The sequence below is a fragment of the Promicromonospora xylanilytica genome (assembly GCF_054782895.1).
The window spans coordinates 339785-362849 of sequence record NZ_BAAGRP010000075.1; the positions used below are offsets into that span (position 1 = coordinate 339785).

At 66.4% G+C, this 23065-nt stretch carries 26 protein-coding genes; all 26 read right to left on the reverse strand.

Annotation, left to right across the window (positions count from 1 at the left end):
* Positions 1-2: 2 nt before the first annotated feature.
* Positions 3-374 (reverse strand): 50S ribosomal protein L18, encoded by a 372-nt coding sequence (gene rplR / locus ACYVK7_RS25670; protein WP_460890564.1) that lies wholly within the window; start codon positions 372-374, stop codon positions 3-5.
* 2 nt (positions 375-376) lie between these two features.
* Positions 377-913 carry a 50S ribosomal protein L6 gene (rplF, locus tag ACYVK7_RS25675; protein ID WP_460890565.1) on the reverse strand — a complete coding sequence of 179 codons (537 nt, stop codon included), beginning with the start codon at positions 911-913 and terminating at the stop codon, positions 377-379.
* 21 nt (positions 914-934) lie between these two features.
* On the reverse strand, positions 935-1333 hold the full coding sequence (gene rpsH, locus ACYVK7_RS25680) for a 30S ribosomal protein S8 (RefSeq protein ID WP_460890566.1): 399 nt from the start codon (positions 1331-1333) through the stop codon (positions 935-937).
* Between the two features lie 73 nt (positions 1334-1406).
* Entirely contained in the window at positions 1407-1592 is a 186-nt protein-coding gene (locus ACYVK7_RS25685) for a type Z 30S ribosomal protein S14 (protein ID WP_021480434.1), read from the reverse strand.
* Between the two features lies 1 nt (position 1593).
* Complete coding sequence (gene rplE / locus ACYVK7_RS25690; protein ID WP_460890567.1) at positions 1594-2166, reverse strand: 50S ribosomal protein L5; 573 nt, start codon at positions 2164-2166, stop codon at positions 1594-1596.
* Entirely contained in the window at positions 2166-2507 is a 342-nt protein-coding gene (gene rplX, locus ACYVK7_RS25695; protein ID WP_253869170.1) for a 50S ribosomal protein L24, read from the reverse strand. Before rplX ends, rplE begins: the two co-directional genes overlap by 1 nt.
* A 2-nt stretch (positions 2508-2509) precedes the next feature.
* Positions 2510-2878: a 50S ribosomal protein L14 gene (gene rplN, locus ACYVK7_RS25700; RefSeq protein ID WP_020016123.1), complete on the reverse strand. Its 369-nt coding sequence runs from the start codon at positions 2876-2878 to the stop codon at positions 2510-2512.
* A 133-nt stretch (positions 2879-3011) separates the two neighbouring features.
* Positions 3012-3299 carry a 30S ribosomal protein S17 gene (gene rpsQ, locus ACYVK7_RS25705; RefSeq protein WP_460890568.1) on the reverse strand — a complete coding sequence of 96 codons (288 nt, stop codon included), beginning with the start codon at positions 3297-3299 and terminating at the stop codon, positions 3012-3014.
* Between the two features lie 4 nt (positions 3300-3303).
* Entirely contained in the window at positions 3304-3543 is a 240-nt protein-coding gene (rpmC, locus tag ACYVK7_RS25710) for a 50S ribosomal protein L29 (protein ID WP_116673593.1), read from the reverse strand.
* Complete coding sequence (rplP, locus tag ACYVK7_RS25715) at positions 3543-3959, reverse strand: 50S ribosomal protein L16 (protein ID WP_020016120.1); 417 nt, start codon at positions 3957-3959, stop codon at positions 3543-3545. Before rplP ends, rpmC begins: the two co-directional genes overlap by 1 nt.
* Before the next feature lie 2 nt (positions 3960-3961).
* Positions 3962-4804 carry a 30S ribosomal protein S3 gene (gene rpsC / locus ACYVK7_RS25720; protein ID WP_460890569.1) on the reverse strand — a complete coding sequence of 281 codons (843 nt, stop codon included), beginning with the start codon at positions 4802-4804 and terminating at the stop codon, positions 3962-3964.
* Positions 4804-5163, reverse strand: coding sequence for a 50S ribosomal protein L22 (rplV, locus tag ACYVK7_RS25725; protein ID WP_116673591.1), 360 nt, complete (start codon positions 5161-5163; stop codon positions 4804-4806). The genes rpsC and rplV overlap by 1 nt, the downstream gene beginning before the upstream one ends.
* 67 nt (positions 5164-5230) lie before the next feature.
* Positions 5231-5512: a 30S ribosomal protein S19 gene (gene rpsS / locus ACYVK7_RS25730; protein ID WP_357473565.1), complete on the reverse strand. Its 282-nt coding sequence runs from the start codon at positions 5510-5512 to the stop codon at positions 5231-5233.
* A gap of 14 nt (positions 5513-5526) precedes the next feature.
* Positions 5527-6363, reverse strand: a complete 837-nt coding sequence (gene rplB / locus ACYVK7_RS25735; RefSeq protein WP_460890570.1) for a 50S ribosomal protein L2 — start codon at positions 6361-6363, stop codon at positions 5527-5529.
* Positions 6364-6394: 31 nt separating this feature from the next.
* A complete protein-coding gene (gene rplW, locus ACYVK7_RS25740; RefSeq protein ID WP_460890571.1) occupies positions 6395-6694 on the reverse strand; it encodes a 50S ribosomal protein L23 in 300 nt (99 codons plus the stop codon).
* The gene (gene rplD, locus ACYVK7_RS25745) at positions 6691-7383 is read right to left on the reverse strand and encodes a 50S ribosomal protein L4 (protein ID WP_460890572.1); all 693 of its coding nucleotides are present in this window, start codon (positions 7381-7383) and stop codon (positions 6691-6693) included. Before rplD ends, rplW begins: the two co-directional genes overlap by 4 nt.
* Before the next feature lie 5 nt (positions 7384-7388).
* On the reverse strand, positions 7389-8042 hold the full coding sequence (rplC, locus tag ACYVK7_RS25750) for a 50S ribosomal protein L3 (protein WP_460890573.1): 654 nt from the start codon (positions 8040-8042) through the stop codon (positions 7389-7391).
* 14 nt (positions 8043-8056) lie between these two features.
* Positions 8057-8365, reverse strand: a complete 309-nt coding sequence (gene rpsJ / locus ACYVK7_RS25755) for a 30S ribosomal protein S10 (protein ID WP_019146773.1) — start codon at positions 8363-8365, stop codon at positions 8057-8059.
* Between the two features lie 525 nt (positions 8366-8890).
* A complete protein-coding gene (gene tuf / locus ACYVK7_RS25760) occupies positions 8891-10087 on the reverse strand; it encodes an elongation factor Tu (RefSeq protein WP_460890574.1) in 1197 nt (398 codons plus the stop codon).
* Between the two features lie 122 nt (positions 10088-10209).
* Positions 10210-12312, reverse strand: a complete 2103-nt coding sequence (fusA, locus tag ACYVK7_RS25765; protein ID WP_460890575.1) for an elongation factor G — start codon at positions 12310-12312, stop codon at positions 10210-10212.
* Positions 12313-12405: 93 nt separating this feature from the next.
* A complete protein-coding gene (gene rpsG, locus ACYVK7_RS25770; RefSeq protein WP_020016110.1) occupies positions 12406-12876 on the reverse strand; it encodes a 30S ribosomal protein S7 in 471 nt (156 codons plus the stop codon).
* Positions 12876-13250 (reverse strand): 30S ribosomal protein S12, encoded by a 375-nt coding sequence (rpsL, locus tag ACYVK7_RS25775; protein ID WP_108492305.1) that lies wholly within the window; start codon positions 13248-13250, stop codon positions 12876-12878. The genes rpsG and rpsL overlap by 1 nt, the downstream gene beginning before the upstream one ends.
* A gap of 468 nt (positions 13251-13718) precedes the next feature.
* Positions 13719-17603 (reverse strand): DNA-directed RNA polymerase subunit beta', encoded by a 3885-nt coding sequence (locus ACYVK7_RS25780; RefSeq protein ID WP_460890576.1) that lies wholly within the window; start codon positions 17601-17603, stop codon positions 13719-13721.
* 96 nt (positions 17604-17699) lie between these two features.
* Complete coding sequence (rpoB, locus tag ACYVK7_RS25785; RefSeq protein ID WP_460890577.1) at positions 17700-21212, reverse strand: DNA-directed RNA polymerase subunit beta; 3513 nt, start codon at positions 21210-21212, stop codon at positions 17700-17702.
* Positions 21213-21607: 395 nt separating this feature from the next.
* On the reverse strand, positions 21608-21994 hold the full coding sequence (rplL, locus tag ACYVK7_RS25790) for a 50S ribosomal protein L7/L12 (protein ID WP_357465130.1): 387 nt from the start codon (positions 21992-21994) through the stop codon (positions 21608-21610).
* Between the two features lie 81 nt (positions 21995-22075).
* Positions 22076-22606, reverse strand: a complete 531-nt coding sequence (rplJ, locus tag ACYVK7_RS25795) for a 50S ribosomal protein L10 (protein ID WP_377190354.1) — start codon at positions 22604-22606, stop codon at positions 22076-22078.
* Positions 22607-23065: the final 459 nt, after the last annotated feature.

Genomic DNA, 23065 nt, shown 5'->3' on the forward strand with positions numbered 1-23065 from the left:
CATCACAGGGCCAGACCGCCCTCGCGGGCGCCGTCAGCCACTGCAGCGACGCGACCGTGGTACTTGTTGCCGCCGCGGTCGAACACGACGGTGTCGACGCCGACAGCCTTGGCACGCTCGGCGACGAGCTCGCCGACCTTGCGGGCCTTGGCCGTCTTGTCGCCGTCGAACGCACGCAGGTCGGCCTCGAGGGTCGACGCCGACGCGACGGTCTTGCCCACGTTGTCGTCCACGACCTGCACCACCATGTGGCGCGAGGAGCGGGTGACGACCAGACGCGGACGAGCGGCGGTGCCGGCGATCTTCTTGCGCAGGCGCAGGTGACGGCGCTGACGAGCGACGGACTTGCCCTTGCCCAGGATCTTGATAGCCATCGTCACTTACCAGCCTTTCCGACCTTGCGGCGGACGTTCTCGCCGGCGTAACGCACGCCCTTGCCCTTGTAGGGCTCGGGCTTGCGGATCTTGCGGATGTTCGCCGCGACCTCGCCGACCTGCTGCTTGTCGATGCCCGCGACCGAGAACTTGGTAGGGCTCTCGACTGCGAACGTGACGCCAGCAGGGGCTTCGACGACGACGGGGTGGCTGAAACCGAGCGCGAACTCGAGGCTCGAGCCCTTCGCCACGACACGGTAACCAGTACCGACGATCTCGAGCTTCTTCTCGTAGCCCTGCGTCACACCGGTGATCATGTTGGCGATCAGGGTGCGGGTCAGGCCGTGCAGCGCACGGGAGTTCCGCTCGTCGTCCGGACGGGACACCACGAGCTGGGCGTCCTCCTGGGCGACATTGATGGGTGCGGGCACGTTGTGCTCGAGAGAACCCTTGGGGCCCTTCACGGTCACGAGCGCGCCGCTGACAGTGATGTCCACGCCGGCTGGGACCGGAACGGGAAGCTTGCCGATTCGAGACATTGGCGTTTTCTCCTTTCCGGATTACCAGACGTAGGCGAGGACTTCGCCGCCGACGCCCTTGGCCTGTGCCTGCCGGTCGGTGAGGAGGCCGGAGGACGTGGACATGATGGCCACGCCCAGGCCGCCGAGCACCTTGGGCAGATCGGTGGACTTGCGGTACACACGCAGACCGGGCTTCGAGACGCGGCGCACGCCGGCAAGGGCGCGCTCCCGGTTCTGGCCGTACTTCAGCTCGAGCGTGAGGGTCTTGCCCACCTGGGCGTCCTCCACGGACCAGCCGACGATGTAGCCCTCGGCCTGCAGGATCTCAGCGATGTGCGTCTTCAGCTTCGACGACGGCATGGAGACCGTGTCGTGGTGCGCCGAGTTCGCGTTACGCAGACGGGTCAGCATGTCTGCGATCGGGTCGGTCATAGTCATCGGGCACTTGCCCTTCCTCGCCGGGGTATCCGAACGGCCATGGTGGGCCGAGCGGACCTACGGCGTAGTTGTGTTACCAGCTGCTCTTGGTGACGCCAGGAAGCTCGCCGCGGTGGGCCATCTCCCGGACGCAGATACGGCACAGGCCGAACTTGCGGTAGACGGAGTGCGGGCGACCGCACTTCTGGCACCGGGTGTAGGCGCGGACCGCGAACTTCGGCTTGGCGGCCGCCTTGTTGATCAGGGCCTTCTTCGCCATGTCAGTTCTCCTTGAAGGGGAAGCCGAGACGGCGCAGCAGAGAGCGGCCCTCGTCGTCGGTCGTCGCCGTCGTCACGACCGTGATGTCCATACCGCGGACCCGGTCGATCTTGTCCTGGTCGATCTCGTGGAACATCGACTGCTCCGTGAGACCGAAGGTGTAGTTGCCGTGGCCGTCGAACTGCTTGGGCGACAGACCACGGAAGTCGCGAATACGCGGCAGCGCGGTTGCCAGCAGACGGTCGAGGAACTCCCACATGCGGTCACCGCGAAGCGTCACGTGCGCACCGATCGGCATGCCCTCACGCAGCTTGAACTGCGCGATGGACTTACGAGCCTTGGTGACCTGCGGCTTCTGACCGGTGATCGCCGAGAGGTCGCGGATGGCGCCCTCGATGAGCTTCGAGTCCTTCGCCGCGTCGCCCACACCCATGTTCACGACGATCTTCGTGAGACCGCCGGCCTGGTGCAGGTTCTTGTGGCCGAACTCCTCGATCAGCGCCGGGAGGATCTCCTCGCGGTACTTCTGCTTGAGGCGCGGCAGGGCCGGGGCCTCGATGGTCGTCTCGCTCATCAGATGTCCTTCCCGGAGCGCTTCGCAACGCGGATCCGGACGGTCTTGGTACGACCGTCGCGCTCCACCTGCTCCTCGCGGTACCCGACGCGGGTGCCCTTCTTGGACTCCGGGTCGACGATCATCACGTTGCTCACGTGGATCGGCGCCTCGACCGTCTCGATGCCACCGGTGCGGGCGCCGCGCTGCGACTGACCCACCTTGGTGTGCTTCGTGACGCGCTGCACGCCCTCGACCACGAGGCGGTCGGAGTCCTTGAAGACCTCGAGCACCCGTCCGGTCTTGCCCTTGTCGCGACCCGAGATCACGATGACCTGGTCGCCCTTCTTGATCTTCGCCATGGTCAGAGCACCTCCGGTGCCAGCGAGATGATCTTCATGAACCGCTTGTCGCGCAGCTCACGACCCACCGGGCCGAAGATGCGGGTGCCGCGAGGCTCACCGTCGTTCTTCAGGATGACGGCGGCGTTCTCGTCGAACTTGATGTAGGAACCGTCGGGACGGCGGCGCTCCTTGGCGGTCCGGACGACGACGGCCTTGATGACGTCGCCCTTCTTCACGTTGCCGCCCGGGATCGCGTCCTTGACGGTGGCGACGATGGTGTCGCCGATTCCGGCGTAGCGACGGCCGGAGCCACCGAGAACGCGGATGCAGAGAATCTCCTTGGCACCCGTGTTGTCGGCGACCCGAAGTCGCGACTCCTGCTGGATCATTTGAGTGAACTCCTGTCGTCGAACTGGTTCTCACGCGGACTGCTTCCGGTGAGCCTGGCCGAACGGATAGTTGCTGTGCTGGGGGCGCCACGCGTACGTGTGTCACGCACCGCCCCCAGCGGGAAGAGAAGCCTTACTTGGCCTTCTCGAGGATCTCCACCAGGCGGAACCGCTTGGTAGCGGACAGCGGGCGGGTCTCCATGATGACGACCAGGTCGCCGACACCGGCGCTGTTCTGCTCGTCGTGCGCCTTGACCTTCGTGGTGCGACGGATGACCTTGGCGTAGAGCGGGTGCTTCACCCGGTCCTCGACCTCGATCACGATGGTCTTGTCCATCTTGTCGCTGACCACGTAGCCACGGCGCACCTTACGCGTCGCGCGCTGGGCCTCGGGGGCCGCAGCAGTCGTGTTCTCGCTCATTGCCTCACTCACTCACGCTCGGAGCCGTACGGATACCGAGCTCGCGCTCACGCAGGATCGTGTAGATCCGAGCGATGTCGCGACGCACGGCCTTGAGACGACCGTGGCTCTCGAGCTGGCCGGTCGCCGACTGGAAGCGGAGGTTGAAGAGCTCCTCCTTGGCTTCCTTCAGCTTGGCGACGAGAGTCTCGTCATCCATGCCATCCAGATCGATGGGGGCAAGCCCCTGCGTACCGATAGCCATCAGACACCACCCTCGCGCACCACGAAACGGCACTTCATCGGGAGCTTGTGCATCGCGCGGCGCATGGCCTCACGAGCAAGGGACTCGTCAACACCGGCCAGCTCGAAGACGATCCGGCCCGGCTTGACGTTGGCGACCCACCACTCCGGAGAACCCTTACCGGAACCCATGCGGGTCTCGGCAGGCTTCTTCGTCAGCGGACGGTCCGGGTAGATGTTGATCCACACCTTGCCGCCACGCTTGATGTGGCGAGTCATTGCGATACGCGCCGCCTCGATCTGGCGGTTGGTGACGTACGCCGGCTCCAGAGCCTGGATACCGAAGTCGCCGAACGCGATCTGGGTGCCACCCTTGGCCGCACCGGAGCGCGACGGGTGGTGCTGCTTGCGGTGCTTGACCCTGCGCGGGATCAGCATGGTCAGGCCTCCGTTCCGGTCTCTGCGGCCGGAGCGGCAGCTGCCTCAGCCGCGGGGGCTGCCTCAGCGTTGCGCTCGGCCGGACGCTCGTTGCGACGACCGCCACCGCGGCGGTCGCCACCGCGCTCGCCACGCTCGCCACCGCGCTCGCCACGGCCACGGCCCTGACGGGGCGCGGCAGTAGCCTGCTGAGCGGCGAACTCCTTCTCGGTGACTTCGCCCTTGTAGATCCACACCTTCACGCCGATACGGCCGAAGGTGGTGCGGGCCTCGTAGAAGCCGTAGTCGATGTACGCGCGGAGCGTGTGCAGGGGCACGCGGCCCTCGCGGTAGAACTCCGAACGGCTCATCTCGGCGCCGCCGAGGCGGCCGGCGACCTGCACGCGGATGCCCTTCGCACCGGCGCGCTGGGCGGACTGCATGCCCTTGCGCATCGCGCGACGGAACGAGACACGGCTGGCCAGCTGCTCGGCGATGCCCTGAGCAACGAGCTGCGCGTCGATCTCCGCGTTCTTGACCTCGAGGATGTTGAGCTGAACCTGCTTGCCCGTGAGCTTCTCGAGCTCACCGCGGATGCGGTCGGCCTCAGCACCCCGACGGCCGATCACGATGCCCGGACGTGCCGTGTGGATGTCCACGCGGACACGGTCGCGGGTGCGCTCGATCTCAACCTTGGAGATACCGGCACGCTCAAGGCCAGTGCCCATGAGCTTGCGGATCTGAACGTCCTCACGGACGTAGTCGCGGTACCGCTGACCGGGCTTGGTGCTGTCGGCGAACCAACGCGACCGGTGGTCAGTCGTAATACCCAGGCGGTACCCGTGCGGGTGAACCTTCTGTCCCACTATCGGGCCCCTTCCTTGTCGGCGAGCACCACGGTGATGTGGCTGGTGCGCTTGAGAATGCGCGTAGCACGTCCCTGAGCCCGCGGGCGGAAACGCTTGAGCGTCGGCCCCTCGTCCACGAACGCCGCGGAGACGACCAGGTCGCCCTCGTCGAAGCGCTCGCTCGCGCGGTCTGCCTTCACCCGAGCGTTGGCGATCGCGCTCTCCACAACCTTGCGGATCGGCTCGCTGGCGGCCTGCGGTGCGAACTTCAGCACCGCGACGGCCTCAGAGGCCTGCTTGCCACGGATGAGGTCCACGACGCGCCGGGCCTTCTGGGGCGTGACACGGACGAACCGCGCCTGCGCCTTGGCTTCCATTGCTGTCCTGCTTCCTTTTCTCAGACAGTCCAGATCATCACTGCTTCAGCGGGGGAAACCCCACGCCTCAGCGGCGACGACCCTTCCTGTCGTCCTTCACGTGGCCGCGGAAGGTCCGCGTGGGAGCGAACTCGCCGAGCTTGTGGCCGACCATCGACTCGGTCACGAAGACCGGGACGTGCTTGCGACCGTCGTGCACGGCAAAGGTGTGACCGAGAAAGTCGGGCGTGACAACCGACCGACGGGACCAGGTCTTGATAACTGTCTTGGTCCCCTTCTCGTTCTGGACGTCCACCTTCTTCTGGAGGTGGTCGTCTACGAAGGGGCCCTTCTTCAGGCTACGAGGCATGTTTCAGGCTCCTATCAGCGCTTCTTGCCGGTACGACGGCGACGGACGATCATCCGGTCGCTCGACTTGTTCGGACGGCGGGTACGACCCTCGGCCTGGCCCCAGGGGCTGACCGGGTGGCGTCCACCGGACGTCTTGCCTTCACCACCACCGTGGGGGTGGTCCACCGGGTTCATGGCGACGCCACGCACGGTCGGGCGCTTGCCCTTCCAGCGCATGCGGCCGGCCTTGCCCCAGCTGATGTTCGACTGCTCGGCGTTGCCCACCTCGCCGACCGTCGCGCGGCAGCGCAGGTCGACGTTGCGGATCTCGCCGGACGGCATGCGCAGCTGCGCATAGGGGCCGTCCTTGGCGACGAGCTGCACCGACGCGCCAGCCGAACGAGCGATCTTCGCACCGCCGCCGGGCCGAAGCTCGATGGCGTGGATGACCGTACCGGTCGGGATGTTGCGCAGCGGCAGGTTGTTGCCGGGCTTGATGTCGGCACCCGCACCGGCCTCGATGCGGTCGCCCTGCGACAGCTTGTTCGGCGCGATGATGTAGCGCTTCTCGCCGTCCGCGTAGTGCAGGAGCGCGATGCGCGCCGTGCGGTTGGGGTCGTACTCGATGTGAGCGACCTTCGCGGGCACGCCGTCCTTGTCGTGACGACGGAAGTCGATGACGCGGTAGGCACGCTTGTGGCCACCGCCCTTGTGACGCGTCGTGATGCGACCGGTGTTGTTACGACCACCGGTCTTGCTCAGCGGGCGGACCAGCGACTTCTCCGGCTGCGACCGCGTGACCTCGACAAAGTCGGCGACGCTGGAGCCGCGGCGGCCGGGCGTCGTCGGCTTGTACTTACGGATTCCCATGGAAACCTGTCCTCAATCGTCTCTAGTCAGCTCAGCCGACCGGACCGCCGAAGATGTCGATCGAGCCCTCGCGGAGGGTGACGATCGCACGCTTCGTGTCCTTGCGCTTGCCGAGGCCGAAACGCGTACGACGCGTCTTGCCCTTGCGGTTCATCGTGTTCACCGACGCGACCTTGACGCTGAAGACCTTCTCGATAGCGATCTTGATCTCGGTCTTGTTCGCGCTCGGGTCCACGATGAAGGTGTACTTGCCCTCGTCGAGCAGGTTGTAGCTCTTCTCGGAGACGACCGGCGCGAGCAGGATGTCGCGCGGGTCCTTCACGGTGGTCACTTGGCGGTCTCCTCAGCGGTCTCGGCCTCGGACTCCGTGGCGACAGCCTTCGCGCCCTTGGCCGGGCCCTCGAGGAACGCGGCGAGCGCACCCTCGGTGAAGATGACGTCGTCGGAGACGAGCACGTCGTAGGTGTTCAGCTGGTCGGCGACCAGGAGGTGCACCTCAGGCACGTTGCGCAGGGACTTGACCGTGGCCTCGTCGTCGCGCTGCGTCACGACGAGCACGTGGGCCCGCGTCGTGAGCTTCGTGATCGTCGAGAGCGCCGTCTTGGTCGACGGGACGCCGTCGATGCCGAACCCGGCAACGACGTGCACACGGCCGGCACGAGCGCGGTCAGAGAGGGCACCGCGCAGGGCGGCGGCCTTCATCTTCTTCGGGGTGCGCTGGTCGTACTTGCGCGGCTGCGGGCCGTGGACGGTGCCACCGCCGGCGAACTGCGGAGCACGCGTCGAACCCTGGCGGGCGCGACCGGTGCCCTTCTGCTTGTACGGCTTGCGGCCACCACCGCGGACCTCGCCACGAGTCTTCGTGGACGCGGTGCCCTGGCGGGCGGCTGCGCGCTGCGCAACGACCACCTGGTGGATCAGCGGGATGTTCACGGCGACGTCGAACACCTCAGCGGGGAGCTCGGCGGTGCCGGACTTCTTGCCCTGGGCGTCCAGGACGTCGACAGTCAGAGCGGACATCGGGTTCACGCTCCCTTCGCGGCGTTACGCACGAGGACGACGCCACCCTTGGGGCCGGGAACTGCGCCCTTGACGAGCAGCAGGCCCTTCTCTGCGTCGACCGCGTGAACGGTCAGGTTCTGGGTGGTCTGACGGTCATTACCCATCCGACCCGCCATCCGCAGACCCTTGAAGACTCGCGACGGCGTCGAAGCGCCACCGATCGAGCCGGGCTTGCGGTGGTTACGGTGCGCACCGTGCGAGGCACCCACGCCGGAGAAGCCGTGACGCTTCATCACACCGGCGGTGCCCTTGCCCTTGGTGGTGCCAACCACGTCGACCACGGCGCCGGCCTCGAAGGCCTCAGCGGTGATCTCCTGGCCGAGCGTGAACTCGGAGGCGTTCTCGGTGCGGATCTCGGCGACGTGACGACGCGGCGTCACACCCGCCTTCTCGAAGTGACCCTTGAGGGGCTTGGTGACCTTGCGCGGGTCGACCTGGCCGGCGGCGAGCTGGACGGCCGCATAGCCGTCGACGTCCACCGTGCGGACCTGGGTCACCACGTTGGTGCCCACGGCGACCACGGTCACCGGCACGAGGCGGCCTGCCTCGTCCCAGAGCTGGGTCATACCGAGCTTGGTACCGAGCAACGCGGTCACGTTCTTCTGCTGGTTGGTCATGATGTCCTCCAGCCTCAGAGCTTGATCTCGATGTTCACGTCCGCCGGCAGGTCGAGTCGCATGAGCGAGTCGACGGCCTTGGGCGTGGGATCGATGATGTCGATGAGCCGCTTGTGCGTACGCATCTCGAAGTGCTCACGGCTGTCCTTGTACTTGTGAGGCGACCGGATCACAACGAAGACGTTCTTCTCCGTCGGCAGCGGCACCGGACCCACGACCGTCGCACCAGCGCGAGTGACCGTGTCGACGATCTTGCGCGCCGAACTGTCGATCACCTCGTGGTCGTAGGACTTGAGCCGGATGCGGATCTTCTGTCCCGCCATGGCGTCGTCTGACTCTCTCTCTCGAACCGCTACTGTCCGACCCACGCACTCGGGCGTGTCGCTTAAAGCGGCACAGCCGGGCGCATAACACCATCTCTGGTGCCGGGGCCGTTGGGAAGTGATCTGCCCTGGCTGTACAGCCGGGACCGACCACGACGTTTGCCGAGCCTGCTCGGAACAGTCCCTCCGGAAGACCGGAGGACGTGTGCTCCGCGGGGCGCCTCGTACGCATCGAATAGCAGGCGATAAACCCCGCGACCCCTCACCCGGTTTTCCCCGGGAGGGTGACCGCTCCAGCCTCTGCCGACCCGAATGCTCCGGGTCAGGGACTGCGGTTCTGCACACTGTTCGACACTTGAAAGAGCGCGCCTGTGACAGGCAACTATGCAATCTTGCCACACGACTCCGCATGTACCAAACGGAGGACGGTGTGACGCCTACTACTCACGCGATGAGGCCCGGACGCCGAAGCACCCGGGCCCCATCGTTCAGCTGACTTCCGTCAGGTGAGTCAGTGCTCCAAGATCACTTGATGATCTTGGTGACACGGCCTGAACCGACCGTGCGGCCACCCTCGCGGATGGCGAAGCCCAGACCCTCCTCCATGGCGATCGGCTGGATGAGCTCGACCGACATCTCGGTGTTGTCGCCGGGCATGACCATCTCGGTGCCCTCGGGCAGCGTGATGACGCCGGTGACGTCCGTGGTGCGGAAGTAGAACTGCGGGCGGTAGTTCGAGTAGAACGGGTTGTGACGGCCACCCTCGTCCTTGCCCAGGATGTAGACCTGAGCCTCGAAGTTCGTGTGCGGGGTGATCGAACCCGGCTTCACGACGACCTGGCCACGCTCGACGTCCTCGCGCTTGATGCCGCGCAGGAGGAGACCGGTGTTGTCGCCGGCCTGCGCCTGGTCCATCTGCTTGTGGAACGTCTCGATGCCCGTGACCGTGGTCTTCTGCGGCTCGCGGATACCGACGATCTCGACGTCGGAGTTGATGTCCAGCTTGCCACGCTCGACCTTACCGGTGACGACCGTGCCACGACCGGTGATCGTGAAGACGTCCTCGACCGGCATGAGGAACGGCTTGTCGAGGTCGCGCTCCGGCTCCGGAACGTTCGCGTCGACAGCGTCCATCAGCTCGACGACCTTCTCGACCCACTCGGCGTCGCCCTCGAGAGCCTTCAGGCCCGAGACGCGCACGACGGGGACGTTGTCACCGTCGAACTCCTGCGAGGAGAGCAGCTCACGGACCTCCATCTCGACGAGCTCGAGGATCTCCTCGTCGTCGACCATGTCGGACTTGTTGAGCGCAACGAGCAGGTAGGGCACGCCGACCTGGCGGGCGAGCAGCACGTGCTCACGCGTCTGGGCCATCGGGCCGTCGGTCGCGGCGACCACCAGGATCGCGCCGTCCATCTGGGCGGCACCGGTGATCATGTTCTTGATGTAGTCGGCGTGACCCGGGGCGTCGACGTGCGCGTAGTGGCGCGCCGGCGTCTCGTACTCGATGTGCGTGATGTTGATCGTGATACCACGCTGCTTCTCTTCCGGCGCGTTGTCGATCTCATCGAAGTTGCGCTGCGTGTTCGCCGGAAGGTCCGGGTACTTGTCCGCAAGCGTCTTCGAGATCGCGGCGGTCAGCGTCGTCTTGCCGTGGTCGACGTGCCCGATCGTGCCGATGTTGACGTGCGGCTTGGTCCGCTCGAACTTGGCCTTAGCCACTGGGGTCCTCCTGGGACTTGGGTAGATGTTCCGAACGTTGCAGATGTTCGGCCAAGAAGCCTACAACTGCGGGGCGTGCGGTTCTTCCTACAGGTTGGTTGTGCGGGTCGACCTGTGGGGACTCACTCGCCCCGGGTCTTCTTGATGATCTCTTCGGCAACTGCCTTGGGAACCTCGGCGTAGCTGTCGAACTGCATCGAGTACACCGCGCGACCCTGGGTCTTCGACCGGAGGTCGCCGATGTAACCGAACATCTCGCTCAGCGGCACCTGGGCGCGAACGACCTTGACACCGGTCGCGTCCTCCATGGACTGGATCATGCCACGTCGGGAGTTGATGTCGCCGATCACGTCGCCCATGTACTCCTCGGGCGTACGCACCTCGACGGCCATGACCGGCTCGAGCAGGACCGGGTCGGCGCGCTTGACGCCTTCCTTGAAGACCATCGAACCGGCAATCTTGAACGCCATCTCCGAGGAGTCGACGTCGTGGTACGCACCGTCGATCAGCGACGCCTTGACGCCGACGACCGGGAAGCCTGCCAGCACACCCTGCTGCATGGCCGACTGGATACCAGCGTCCACGGACGGGATGTACTCACGGGGGATGCGGCCACCGGTGACGGCGTTCTCGAACTCGTAGAGCTCGCCCTCCGTCGTCTCCAGCGGTGCGAAGGTCACCTGGACCTTGGCGAACTGGCCGGACCCACCGGTCTGCTTCTTGTGCGTGTAGTCGACCTTCTCCGCAACGCGGCGAATGGTCTCGCGGTAGGCGACCTGCGGCTTACCGACGTTGGCCTCGACCTTGAACTCGCGACGCATGCGGTCGACGAGGATGTCGAGGTGGAGCTCGCCCATGCCGCCGATGACGGTCTGGCCGGTCTCCTCGTCCAGCTTCACGCGGAAGGTCGGGTCCTCCTGCGCGAGCTTCTGGATAGCGGTCGACAGCTTCTCCTGGTCGGCCTTCGTCTTCGGCTCGATCGCCACGTCGATGACGGGCTCCGGGAAGCTCATCGACTCCAGGATCACCTGGTTCGCCGGGTCGCAGAGCGTGTCACCGGTGGTGACGTCCTTGAGCCCGATGAACGCGTAGATGTGCCCGGCGTGCGCTTCCTCGACCGGGTTCTCCTTGTTGGAGTGCATCTGGAAGAGCTTGCCGATGCGCTCCTTCTTGCCCTTGGTCGAGTTCTGCACCTGGGCGCCCTGCGCGACCTTGCCCGAGTAGACGCGGACGTAGGTCAGCTTGCCGAAGAACGGGTGCGTCGCGACCTTGAACGCGAGGGCCGAGAACGGCTCCGTCTCGTCCGGGCGACGCTCGACGATCTTCTCGGCGTCCTTGACGTCGTGGCCCTGGACGGCCGGCACGTCGAGCGGGGTCGGCAGGTAGTCGATCACGGCGTCGAGCATGGGCTGGACGCCCTTGTTCTTGAACGCCGAGCCGCACAGGACCGGGAAGGCCGAGGAGCTGATGACGAGCTTGCGGATACCGGACTTGATCTCCGCGATCGTCAGCTCTTCGCCGCCGAGGAACTTCTCGAGCAGCTCGTCGTCCGCCTCCGCGACAGCCTCGATGAGCTGGGCGCGGTACTGGTCGGCCTTCTCGACGAGGTCGGCCGGGATCTCCTCGACCTCGTACTCCTCGCCCATCTTGGTGTCGCCGCGCCACGTGAGCGCCTTCATCTCGATGAGGTCGACGACGCCCTCGAAGTCGTTCTCAGCACCGATGGGGAGCTGGATGACGAGCGGCTTCGCCTTGAGGCGGTTGATGATGGTGTCAACGGTGAAGTAGAAGTCCGCACCGAGCTTGTCCATCTTGTTGACGAAGCAGATGCGCGGGACGTCGTACTTGTCCGCCTGGCGCCAGACCGTCTCCGACTGGGGCTCGACGCCCTCCTTGCCGTCGAACACGGCAACGGCACCGTCGAGCACGCGGAGCGAACGCTCCACCTCGACCGTGAAGTCGACGTGACCCGGCGTATCGATGATGTTGATCTGGTTGTTCTTCCAGTAGCAGGTCGTCGCGGCGGACGTGATCGTGATGCCGCGCTCCTGCTCCTGCTCCATCCAGTCCATCGTCGACGCACCGTCGTGCGTCTCACCGATCTTGTAGTTCACACCCGTGTAGAACAGGATGCGCTCGGTCGTCGTGGTCTTGCCGGCATCGATGTGGGCCATGATGCCGATGTTGCGGACCTTGTTCAGGTCGGTCAGCACGTCGAGTGCCACGGTGTCTTACCCCTTGGTCTGAAGGTGGGCTGGGGGCCGGCGGTTATGCATCCACCGACGGCCCCGGGGTGACCCGGGGCCGCTCGGAAGCTACTACCAGCGGTAGTGCGCGAAGGCCTTGTTGGAGTCGGCCATCTTGTGCATGTCCTCGCGGCGCTTGACCGCAGCACCGAGACCGTTCGACGCGTCGAGGATCTCGTTCATGAGACGCTCCGTCATCGTCTTCTCACGACGAGCGCGGGAGAAGTCGGTGAGCCAGCGCAGTGCGAGCGTGGTGGCACGCGTGGGGCGGACGTCGACGGGCACCTGGTAGGTGGCACCACCAACGCGGCGGGAGCGCACCTCGAGCGCGGGGCGGACGTTGTCCAGCGCACGCTTGAGCACGACGACGGGGTCGCCGTCCGTCTTGGCGCGGACGCCCTCGAGGGCGCCGTAGACGATCGCCTCGGCGGTCGACTTCTTGCCGTCGAGCAGGACCTTGTTGATCAGCTGCGTGACAACAGGGGACCCGTACACCGGGTCAACGATGAGCGGCCGCTTCGGGGCCGGACCCTTGCGGGGCATCAGCTCTTCTCCTTCTTGGCGCCGTACTTGCTGCGGCCCTGCTTGCGACCCTTGACACCCTGGGTGTCGAGAGCGCCACGGACGATCTTGTAACGGACACCGGGAAGGTCCTTCACGCGGCCGCCGCGCACGAGCACGATCGAGTGCTCCTGCAGGTTGTGGCCGACACCGGGGATGTACGCGGTGACTTCGGTACCGGAGGAGAGCTTCACGCGCGCGACCTTGCGGAGCGCCGAGTTCGGCTTCTTGGGGGTGGTGGTGTACACGCGAGTGCACACACCGCGCCGCTGAGGGGAGGCATGAAGGGCCGGCGTCTTGGACGCCGTGACCTTCGAGGTACGCCCCTTGCGGACGAGCTGCTGGATCGTAGGCACTACGTCTCCGTCGTCTTCTTGAGCTTCGGCGACGCCCTGCCGGCGTCCCCGTCGATGGTTCTGGCTTGTGCGTGCCGATCGCATGCGGCACCCACAGCCCCCACGGGGACTGCTACGCCACGTACCACCGGCTCGATGGCCCGGCTCCACCATCGGGGCACGACGTGCCCCCGAGGATTACACCGGGATGCCCACGCACTCACATCGGTCGCTTCCGAAGCTGCCTCGCGGCTGCCTTCAAGAGGTGCGACCCGACGGCGCGGGCACGAATTCTAAGAATACTCACGTGTTTACAGGCGGTCAAAACGAATCGGGTGTGAGGTTGCCCGTCCGAACGCCCGCCGAAACACAGCGAGCCTGTCAGCAGCCGCCGGACGTGTCAGACGTGCAGGTCACCGGGGTGATCTGTACGTCTGACACATCCACGTGCTGCTGACAGGCTCGCTCTGGCGTGCGGTCAGGACCGGATCAGCGGAAGTCGCCGAGGTCCAGGTCCTCCAGCGGGATCGCCTCGCCCGAGCCCATACCGAGCGTCGGGAAGTCGATCTCGTCGTAGCCGAAGCTCGGGTAGAGCTCGGCCTTGGCCTGCTCGGTGGGCTCGACCTCGACGTTGCGGTAGCGGGGCAGACCCGTACCGGCCGGGATGAGCTTACCGATGATGACGTTCTCCTTGAGGCCCAGCAGCGGGTCGCGACGACCGCTCATCGACGCCTCGGTGAGCACCCGGGTGGTCTCCTGGAAGGAGGCCGCCGAGAGCCACGAGTCGGTGGCGAGCGAGGCCTTCGTGATACCCATCAGCTCCGGACGGCCGGCGGCCGGCTGGCCACCCTCCGACACGGCCTTGCGGTTCGCGTCCTCGAAGCGCATGCGCTCCGCGAGCTCACCGGGCAGCAGGTGCGAGTCACCCGAGTCGAGCACGGTCACGCGACGCAGCATCTGCCGCACGATGACCTCGATGTGCTTGTCGTGGATGTCCACACCCTGGCTGCGGTAGGTCTCCTGGACCTGGTCCACCAGGTGCGTCTGCGTGGCACGCGGGCCGAGGATCCGCAGCACCTTCTTCGGGTCGACAGCACCCTGGACGAGCTGGGTACCCACGGTGACGTGGTCGCCGTCCGCGATCTTGAGGCGCGCACGCTTCGTGACCGGGTACTTGATCTCCTCGCCACCGTCGTCCGGCGTCAGCACGAGGTGACGCGTCCGCTCGGTGTCCTCGATCGTCACGCGACCCGTGTACTCCGCGATGGGCGCCTCACCCTTGGGGGTGCGGGCCTCGAAGAGCTCGGTGACACGCGGCAGACCCTGCGTGATGTCCTCGGCGGCGGCCACACCACCGGTGTGGAAGGTACGCATCGTCAGCTGCGTGCCCGGCTCACCGATCGACTGCGCCGCGATGATGCCGACGGCCTCGCCGATGTCCACGAGCAGACCCGTGGCCAGGGAGCGGCCGTAGCACTTGGCGCAGGTGCCGACGCGGGACTCGCACGTCAGGACCGAACGGACCTTGACGCTCTCGATGCCGGCGGCGATCACCTGGTCGATGATGACGTCGCCCGCGTCCGACCCGGCGGTCGCGATGACGTTGCCGTCCGCGTCCACCACGTCCGTCGCGAAGGTACGCGAGTAGATGCTGGTCTCGACGCGGTCGTCCGGGACGAGCGAGCCGTCCGGGAGCTTCTCGGCGACCGGCAGCGTGAGGCCACGCTCCGTGCCGCAGTCCTCCTCGCGGATGATGACGTCCTGCGAGACGTCCACCAGACGACGGGTCAGGTAACCCGAGTCCGCCGTACGGAGGGCCGTGTCGGCCAGACCCTTACGGGCACCGTGCGTCGCGATGAAGTACTCGAGGACGGACAGGCCCTCGCGGTAGTTGGACTTGATCGGACGAGGGATGATCTCGCCCTTCGGGTTCGCCACGAGACCGCGCATACCGGCGATCTGACGGACCTGCATCCAGTTACCACGGGCGCCGGAGCCGACCATGCGCATGACGGTGTTGCGCGCGTTGCTCTCGAGGTTGACCCGCATGGCCTGCGCGACCTTGTCGGTGGCCTGCGTCCAGATCTCGATGAGCTCCTGACGGCGCTCGTCGTCGGTGATCAGACCCTTGTCGAACTGCTGCTGGACCTTGAGGGCCCGAGCCTCGTGCTCGTCGAGGATCTCCGCCTTGGCGGTCGGCGCAGCGACGTCGGAGATGGCGATCGTGACACCGGAACGCGTGGCCCACCGGTAGCCGGCGTCCTTGAGCGCGTCCAGCGCCGCGGCCACCTCGACCTTCGGGTAGCGCTCGGCGAGGTCGTTGACGATCGTCGACAGACGCTTCTTGTCGGCCACGCCGTTCTCGTACGGGTAGTCGACGGGCAGCGCCTCGTTGAACAGGTACCGGCCGAGGGTGGTGTCGAACAGGAGCTGCTGCCCCGGCTCCCAGCCCTCGGGCGCCTCGAAGTCCTTCAGCGGCGGCACGAGGTCCGACATCCGCAGCTTGATCTTCGCGTTGATGTCCAGCTCGCCCCGGTCGAAGGCCATGATGGCCTCCGCGACGGAACCGAACGCACGGCCCTCGCCCACGGCGTCCGGACGGTCGCTCGTGAGGTGGTGCAGACCGATGATCATGTCCTGCGAGGGCATGGTCACCGGACGGCCGTCCGACGGCTTGAGGATGTTGTTGCTCGAGAGCATGAGGATGCGGGCCTCGGCCTGCGCCTCGGCGCTCAGGGGCAGGTGCACGGCCATCTGGTCACCGTCGAAGTCGGCGTTGAACGCGCCGCACACGAGCGGGTGCAGGTGGATGGCCTTGCCCTCGACGAGCTGCGGCTCGAACGCCTGGATACCCAGGCGGTGCAGCGTCGGCGCACGGTTCAGGAGCACGGGGTGCTCCGTGATGACCTCTTCGAGCACGTCCCAGACCACGGGGCGGGTGCGCTCGACCATGCGCTTGGCGCTCTTGATGTTCTGCGCGTGGTTGAGCTCCACGAGCCGCTTCATGACGAACGGCTTGAACAGCTCGAGCGCCATCTGCTTGGGCAGACCGCACTGGTGCAGCTTGAGCTGCGGACCCACCACGATGACCGAACGGCCCGAGTAGTCGACGCGCTTACCGAGCAGGTTCTGCCGGAATCGACCCTGCTTGCCCTTGAGCATGTCGGAGATCGACTTCAGCGGACGGTTGCCGGGGCCCGTGACCGGGCGGCCGCGGCGGCCGTTGTCGAACAGCGAGTCCACGGCCTCCTGGAGCATCCGCTTCTCGTTGTTCACGATGATCTCGGGCGCACCGAGGTCCAGCAGCCGCTTGAGACGGTTGTTGCGGTTGATGACGCGGCGGTACAGGTCGTTCAGGTCGGACGTCGCGAACCGGCCACCGTCGAGCTGCACCATCGGGCGCAGGTCCGGCGGGATGACCGGGACGGCGTCGAGCACCATCGCCGTGGGCGAGTTCGTGGTCGTGAGGAACGCGTTCACGACCTTGAGCCGCTTCAGTGCACGGGTCTTGCGCTGGCCCTTGCCGGAGCGGATGGTCTCGCGCAGCGACTCGGCCTCGGCCTCCAGGTCGAAGTTCTGGAGGCGCTGCTGGATCGCGTTCGCGCCCATCGCACCCTCGAAGTAGGTGCCGTAGCGGTCCTGGAGCTGCCGGTAGAGCATCTCGTCGCCCTCGAGGTCAGCGACCTTGAGGTTCTTGAACCGGTCCCAGACCTGCTCGAGGCGGTCCAGCTCCTGGTCCGCACGCTTGCGGAGCTGAGCCATCTCGCGCTCGGCGGAGTCGCGCACCTTGCGGCGCGCGTCGGCCTTGGCACCCTCGGCCTCGAGCTCGGCCAGGTCGGCCTCGAGCTTCTGGGCGCGGGTGTTGATGTCGTTGTCCCGGCGGTCGGAGATCTCCTTCTTCTCGAGATCGATCTCGTTCTGCAGGTTCGGCAGGTCTTCCTGGCGGGCCTCGTCGTCGACCGACGTGATCATGTAGGCCGCGAAGTAGATGACCTTCTCGAGGTCCTTCGGTGCCAGGTCCAGCAGGTAGCCCAGACGGGACGGCACACCCTTGAAGAACCAGATGTGGGTGACGGGAGCGGCGAGCTCGATGTGGCCCATGCGCTCACGACGCACCTTGGAGCGCGTGACCTCGACACCGCAGCGCTCGCAGATGATGCCCTTGAAGCGCACGCGCTTGTACTTGCCGCAGTAGCACTCCCAGTCGCGGGTCGGACCGAAGATCTTCTCGCAGAAGAGCCCGTCCTTCTCCGGCTTGAGGGTGCGGTAGTTGATGGTCTCTGGCTTCTTGACCTCACCGTGCGACCAGGCACGGATGTCCTCGGCCGTGGCGAGGCCGATACGCAGCTCGTCGAAGACGTTGACGTCGAGCAAGATGTCCTACTTCCTGAAGTTCTCGAAAATCCTCGTGGTGTCCAGGCCCGCGCCTGGAGTCCGGGTCCGCGCCCGATGCACGGGCGCGGACCGGTGTCAGATCTCGTCGACGCTGGAGGCGGCGTTCGGCCGCCTCGAGAGGTCGATACCGAGCTCCTCAGCGGCGCGGTACACCTCGTCGTCCGACTCCTTCATCTCGATGGAGACACCGTCGCTCGAGAGCACCTCGACGTTCAGGCACAGCGACTGCATCTCCTTGAGGAGCACCTTGAAGGACTCAGGGATGCCCGAGTCGGGGATGTTCTCGCCCTTGACGATCGCCTCGTAGACCTTGACACGGCCCGGGACGTCGTCGGACTTGATGGTGAGCAGCTCCTGGAGCGTGTACGCGGCGCCGTACGCCTCGAGTGCCCAGACCTCCATCTCACCGAACCGCTGACCACCGAACTGCGCCTTACCACCCAGCGGCTGCTGCGTGATCATCGAGTACGGGCCGGTCGAACGTGCGTGGATCTTGTCGTCGACCAGGTGGTGCAGCTTCAGGATGTACATGTAGCCGGTCGAGACGGCCTCGGGGAACGGCTCGCCGGAGCGGCCGTCGAAGAGGAACGCCTTGCCGTCCGGGTTGACCATGCGCTCGCCGTCACGGTTCGGCAGCGTCGCCCCGAAGAGACCGCGGAGCGCGACCTCCTCCAGGCCGTCGAACACCGGCGTGGCGACAGGGCGGCCCGGCTCGCTCGTGTGGGCGACGTCGGGAAGGCTCTCCAGCCACTCCCCGCCCTTGTCCTCGGCCAGCGAGACGTCCCAGCCCTGCTTGGCGATCCACCCGAGGTGGGTCTCCAGCACCTGGCCCACGTTCATGCGGCCCGGCACACCCAGCGGGTTCAGGATGACGTCGACGGGCGTGCCGTCCTCGAGGAACGGCATGTCCTCCTGCGGGAGGATCTTCGAGATGACGCCCTTGTTGCCGTGGCGGCCGGCCAGCTTGTCGCCGACCGTGATCTTGCGGCGCTGCGCGATGTACACGCGCACCAGCTGGTTCACGCCGGCGGGCAGCTCGTCGCCGTCCTCCCGGTTGAACTCGCGCACCGCGATGACCGTGCCCTGCTCGCCGTGGGGCACCTTGAGCGAGGTGTCGCGCACCTCGCGCGCCTTCTCGCCGAAGATCGCGCGCAGCAGGCGCTCCTCCGGGGTCAGCTCGGTCTCACCCTTGGGGGTGACCTTGCCGACCAGGATGTCGCCGGCGCCGACCTCGGCACCGATGCGGATCACGCCGCGCTCGTCGAGGTCCGCGAGGACCTCCTCGGAGACGTTCGGGATGTCCCGCGTGATCTCCTCGGGGCCGAGCTTGGTGTCGCGAGCGTCGACCTCGTGCTCCTCGATGTGGATCGAGGAGAGCACGTCGTCCTCCACGAGGCGCTGCGACAGGATGATCGCGTCCTCGTAGTTGTGGCCCTCCCACGACATGAACGCGACCAGCAGGTTGCGGCCGAGCGCGAGCTCGCCCTCGTCCGTCGCCGGGCCGTCCGCGAGCACGGAGCCGACCTCGACCCGCGCACCCTCGTCGACCAGCACGCGCTGGTTGTAGCTCGTGCCCTGGTTCGAGCGCACGAACTTGTGCACGCGGTACGAGCCCGTCGTGCCGTCGTCGTTCGCCACGAGCACCAGGTCGGCCGAGACCTCGGTGACCACACCGGGCTTGGTGGCCACGATGACGTCGCCGGCGTCGACCGCCGCGCGGCGCTCCATGCCGGTACCGACCACGGGGGCCTCGGACCGGACCAGCGGCACCGCCTGGCGCTGCATGTTCGCACCCATGAGGGCGCGGTTGGCGTCGTCGTGCTCGAGGAACGGGATCAGGGCAGTCGCGACCGACACCATCTGGCGCGGCGAGATGTCCATGTAGTCGACCTCGGCACCCGGGATGTCGTTGGTCTCGCCACCCTTGGTGCGCACGAGCACGCGGTCGAGGACGAACGTGCCGTCCGCGAGCAGCGGCGTGTTCGCCTGCGCGATGATGTAGCGGTCCTCGTCATCGGCCGTCAGGTACTCGATGTTGTCGGTGACCTTGCCGTTCTCGACCTTGCGGTACGGCGTCTCGATGAAGCCGAACGGGTTGATGCGACCGAACGACGCGAGCGAACCGATCAGACCGATGTTCGGACCCTCAGGGGTCTCGATCGGGCACATGCGGCCGTAGTGCGACGGGTGGACGTCACGGACCTCCATGCCGGCGCGGTCACGGGACAGACCACCCGGGCCCAGCGCGTTGAGGCGACGCTTGTGCGTCAGGCCCGCGAGGGGGTTGTTCTGGTCCATGAACTGCGACAGCTGCGAGGTACCGAAGAACTCACGGATCGACGCGACGACCGGACGGATGTTGATCAGCGTCTGCGGCGTGATGGCCTCGACGTCCTGCGTGGTCATGCGCTCGCGAACGACGCGCTCCATGCGGGACAGACCGGTGCGCACCTGGTTCTGGATGAGCTCACCCACGGCGCGGATGCGGCGGTTGCCGAAGTGGTCGATGTCGTCGACCTCGACGCGCACCTCGACCTGCTCGCCGTTGCGCATGCCCGACAGGGCCTGCTTGTCGGCGTGCAGGGCCGCGAGGTACTTGATCGTGGCCACGACGTCGGTCAGCGACAGCGTGGACTCGGCCAGCTGGGCGTCGACACCGAGCTTCTTGTTCGCCTTGTAGCGGCCGACCTTCGCGAGGTCGTAGCGCTTCGGGTTGAAGTAGAAGTTCTCGAGCAGCGCGCGACCGGCCTCGACCGTGGGCGGCTCGCCCGGGCGGATCTTGCGGTACAGGTCGACCAGGGCCTCGTCCTCGGTGTGGACGTGGTCCTTCTCGAGCGTGTCGAGCACCGACGGGAACTCGGCGAACTCCTCGCGGATCTCCGCCTCGCTCATGCCGAGGGCCTTGAGCAGCACCGTCACGGACTGCTTGCGCTTGCGGTCGACGCGGACGCCGACGGCGTCGCGCTTGTCGATCTCGAACTCGAGCCAGGCACCACGCGACGGGATGATCTTCGCGGAGAAGACGTCCTTGTCGCTGGTCTTGTCGGGCGTGCGCTCGAAGTAGACGCCCGGCGAACGCACCAGCTGGGAGACGACGACGCGCTCGGTGCCGTTGATGATGAAGGTGCCGCGGGCCGTCATGAGCGGGAAGTCACCCATGAAGACGGTCTGGCTCTTGATCTCACCGGTGGTGTAGTTGACGAACTCCGCGGTGACGAACAGCGGGGCCGCGTAGGTGAAGTCCTTCTCCTTGCACTCGTCCGCCGTGTACTTCGGCGGCTCGAAGCGGTGGTTCGAGAAGGAGAGAGACATCGAGGAGCCGAAGTCCTCGATCGGGGAGATCTCCTCGAAGATCTCCTCGAGGCCCGAGGTTTCCGGGACATCATTACGGCCAGCCGCCTTGGCAGTTTCTACCCTGGCCTGCCAGGCTGGGTTACCAAGAAGCCAGTCGAAGCTCTCGGTCTGAAGGCCAAGCAGGTCGGGGACCTCGAGTGGCTCATAGATCTTTGCGAAAGAAACGCGACGGGAAGCGGTACGGTTCGCAATGGCTTCGGCGGACGGAGCTGAAGGGGTGCGCGAGGCAGCCAAGAGGGGTCCTTCCCTGCAGTTCGAGTGAACGCTGTACGCTCTGCGGTGCTGCAGGAAGCTCTGCCGGACTTCACCGGTCGCCGGAGGGCATCCCACAAGCGGGGATGCAACCAGGACTTTCGGGAAGCAGGGGGAGGCGTCGAGGGCACACGCGGGCGCAAAGCGCTAGCATACCTATCTGGTTCTAGTATGTCCAGTCGCCCTACTACGTGCACGCCGAGATCGCAATAACCTTCGAATCGTTGCGTATCCGCACGGCCGCGGCGTAGCGGGTGAACTGCGAAGACACGAGAGGCCCGCACCCTTCAAGGGTGCGGGCCTCTGCAGTCGGCGGACGGCGCCCGGGACGAGCCCGGGCGACCGTCACACCAGCCCGAAGGCGGTACAGCCAGAGGTCACTTGAGGGTGACGGTGGCGCCGGCGCCCTCGAGGGCAGCCTTGGCCTTCTCGGCGGCGTCCTTGTCGGCAGCCTCGAGAACCGGCTTGGGGGCGCCGTCGACCAGGTCCTTGGCCTCCTTGAGACCGAGGGACGTGAGCGCGCGCACCTCCTTGATGACCTGGATCTTCTTGTCACCAGCAGCCTCGAGGATGACGTCGAACTCCGTCTTCTCCTCGGCGGCCTCGGCGGGGGCGCCACCGGCGGGGCCGGCAACGGCCACGGCGGCCGGAGCGGCAGCGGTGACGTCGAACTTCTCCTCGAAGGCCTTCACGAACTCCGAGAGCTCGAGAAGGGTGAGCTCCTCGAAGGTGGACAGGAGCTCTTCGGTGCTGAGCTTCGCCATGTTGGCGTTCCTTTCGGTAATCGCTTCGCGGGCCGGTCAGCCCGCCAGAAGCAGGGGGTTTGTTGCTGTGCTACCACCCGATCAGGCGGCAGCACCCTCCGATTCCTGCTTCTGACGCAGGGCATCGATGACGCGAGCGACCTGAGCGGGCTTGGCGCTGAAGGCGTAAGCAGCCTGGCTGATCTTCGCCTTCATGGCACCGGCCGCCTTGGCCAGCAGAACCTCGCGGGACTCGAGGTCCGCGAGCTTCGTGATCTCTGCGGCCGTCATGGAGGCGCCGTCGAGCACGCCCCCCTTGATGACCAGAGCGGGGTTCGCCTTGGCGAAGTCACGCAGTCCCTTCGCAGCCTCGACCGGGTCCCCGGTCACGAATGCGATGGCGGAGGGGCCCTTCAGTGCGGCGTCGAGACCCTCGACACCGGCCTGCTTGGCCGCGATCTCCGTGAGCGTGTTCTTCACCACGGCGTAGGTTGCGTTGCCGCCGAGCGACCGACGCAGCTCCTTGAGCTGCGCAACGGTGAGCCCGCGGTACTCGGTCAGCACGGCTGCGTTGGAGTCACGGAACTTGTCCGCGAGCTCCGCAACAGCGGCTGCCTTCTCCGGCGTCGCCATGGCAGTCCTTCCGGTGGTGGTACCACCGTTCCCTGAGGCGTACGCCCCGGGCTGGGCCCCGGAAATGAGAAAGAGCCCCGGCGCAGGCGACGGGGCTCGGTTGCGCGGCAGGGCCGCACTCGAGTTCGCACCTACGCAGGCCCCCGCTCTCTGCGGGACTTCGGTCCTCTTCCGCTCTGCGAGAGAGCAGCGTCGGACAACCGGCGGTCTTGGGTTACACGGAGATCGTACACCCACTAAAGCCCGATGCCGCTCCCAAGTCAGGGTGGCGCCCGCCACACGCCGCCGAAAGTAGGCTCCGTCGCGTTATCGAGCCTCCTCCTGCGACCAACCCTACGTTCGACGGAGTCCACACGGCGCCGACGCAGCCGACGTCAAACGGGCCGGGCTGGGCAGGCGCCATCAGCGCTCAAGCCCCCAAGGGAGCCGAATCACGCCAGAGGCGCCAACTCGATCCCC

Coding starts and splice junctions, on each gene's coding strand:
- rplR (WP_460890564.1), bottom strand. CDS start 374: ATGGCTATCAAGATCCTGGGCAAGGGCAAGTCCGTCGCTCGTCAGCGC.
- rplF (WP_460890565.1), bottom strand. CDS start 913: ATGTCTCGAATCGGCAAGCTTCCCGTTCCGGTCCCAGCCGGCGTGGAC.
- rpsH (WP_460890566.1), bottom strand. CDS start 1,333: ATGACTATGACCGACCCGATCGCAGACATGCTGACCCGTCTGCGTAAC.
- ACYVK7_RS25685 (WP_021480434.1), bottom strand. CDS start 1,592: ATGGCGAAGAAGGCCCTGATCAACAAGGCGGCCGCCAAGCCGAAGTTC.
- rplE (WP_460890567.1), bottom strand. CDS start 2,166: ATGAGCGAGACGACCATCGAGGCCCCGGCCCTGCCGCGCCTCAAGCAG.
- rplX (WP_253869170.1), bottom strand. CDS start 2,507: ATGGCGAAGATCAAGAAGGGCGACCAGGTCATCGTGATCTCGGGTCGC.
- rplN (WP_020016123.1), bottom strand. CDS start 2,878: ATGATCCAGCAGGAGTCGCGACTTCGGGTCGCCGACAACACGGGTGCC.
- rpsQ (WP_460890568.1), bottom strand. CDS start 3,299: ATGAGCGAGAACACGACTGCTGCGGCCCCCGAGGCCCAGCGCGCGACG.
- rpmC (WP_116673593.1), bottom strand. CDS start 3,543: ATGGCTATCGGTACGCAGGGGCTTGCCCCCATCGATCTGGATGGCATG.
- rplP (WP_020016120.1), bottom strand. CDS start 3,959: ATGCTGATCCCGCGCAGGGTCAAGCACCGCAAGCAGCACCACCCGTCG.
- rplV (WP_116673591.1), bottom strand. CDS start 5,163: ATGGAAGCCAAGGCGCAGGCGCGGTTCGTCCGTGTCACGCCCCAGAAG.
- rpsS (WP_357473565.1), bottom strand. CDS start 5,512: ATGCCTCGTAGCCTGAAGAAGGGCCCCTTCGTAGACGACCACCTCCAG.
- rplB (WP_460890570.1), bottom strand. CDS start 6,363: ATGGGAATCCGTAAGTACAAGCCGACGACGCCCGGCCGCCGCGGCTCC.
- rplD (WP_460890572.1), bottom strand. CDS start 7,383: ATGTCCGCTCTGACTGTCGACGTCCTGGACGCCCAGGGCAAGAAGTCC.
- rplC (WP_460890573.1), bottom strand. CDS start 8,042: ATGACCAACCAGCAGAAGAACGTGACCGCGTTGCTCGGTACCAAGCTC.
- rpsJ (WP_019146773.1), bottom strand. CDS start 8,365: ATGGCGGGACAGAAGATCCGCATCCGGCTCAAGTCCTACGACCACGAG.
- rpsG (WP_020016110.1), bottom strand. CDS start 12,876: ATGCCCCGCAAGGGTCCGGCCCCGAAGCGGCCGCTCATCGTTGACCCG.
- rplL (WP_357465130.1), bottom strand. CDS start 21,994: ATGGCGAAGCTCAGCACCGAAGAGCTCCTGTCCACCTTCGAGGAGCTC.
- rplJ (WP_377190354.1), bottom strand. CDS start 22,606: ATGGCGACGCCGGAGAAGGCAGCCGCTGTTGCGGAGCTCGCGGACAAG.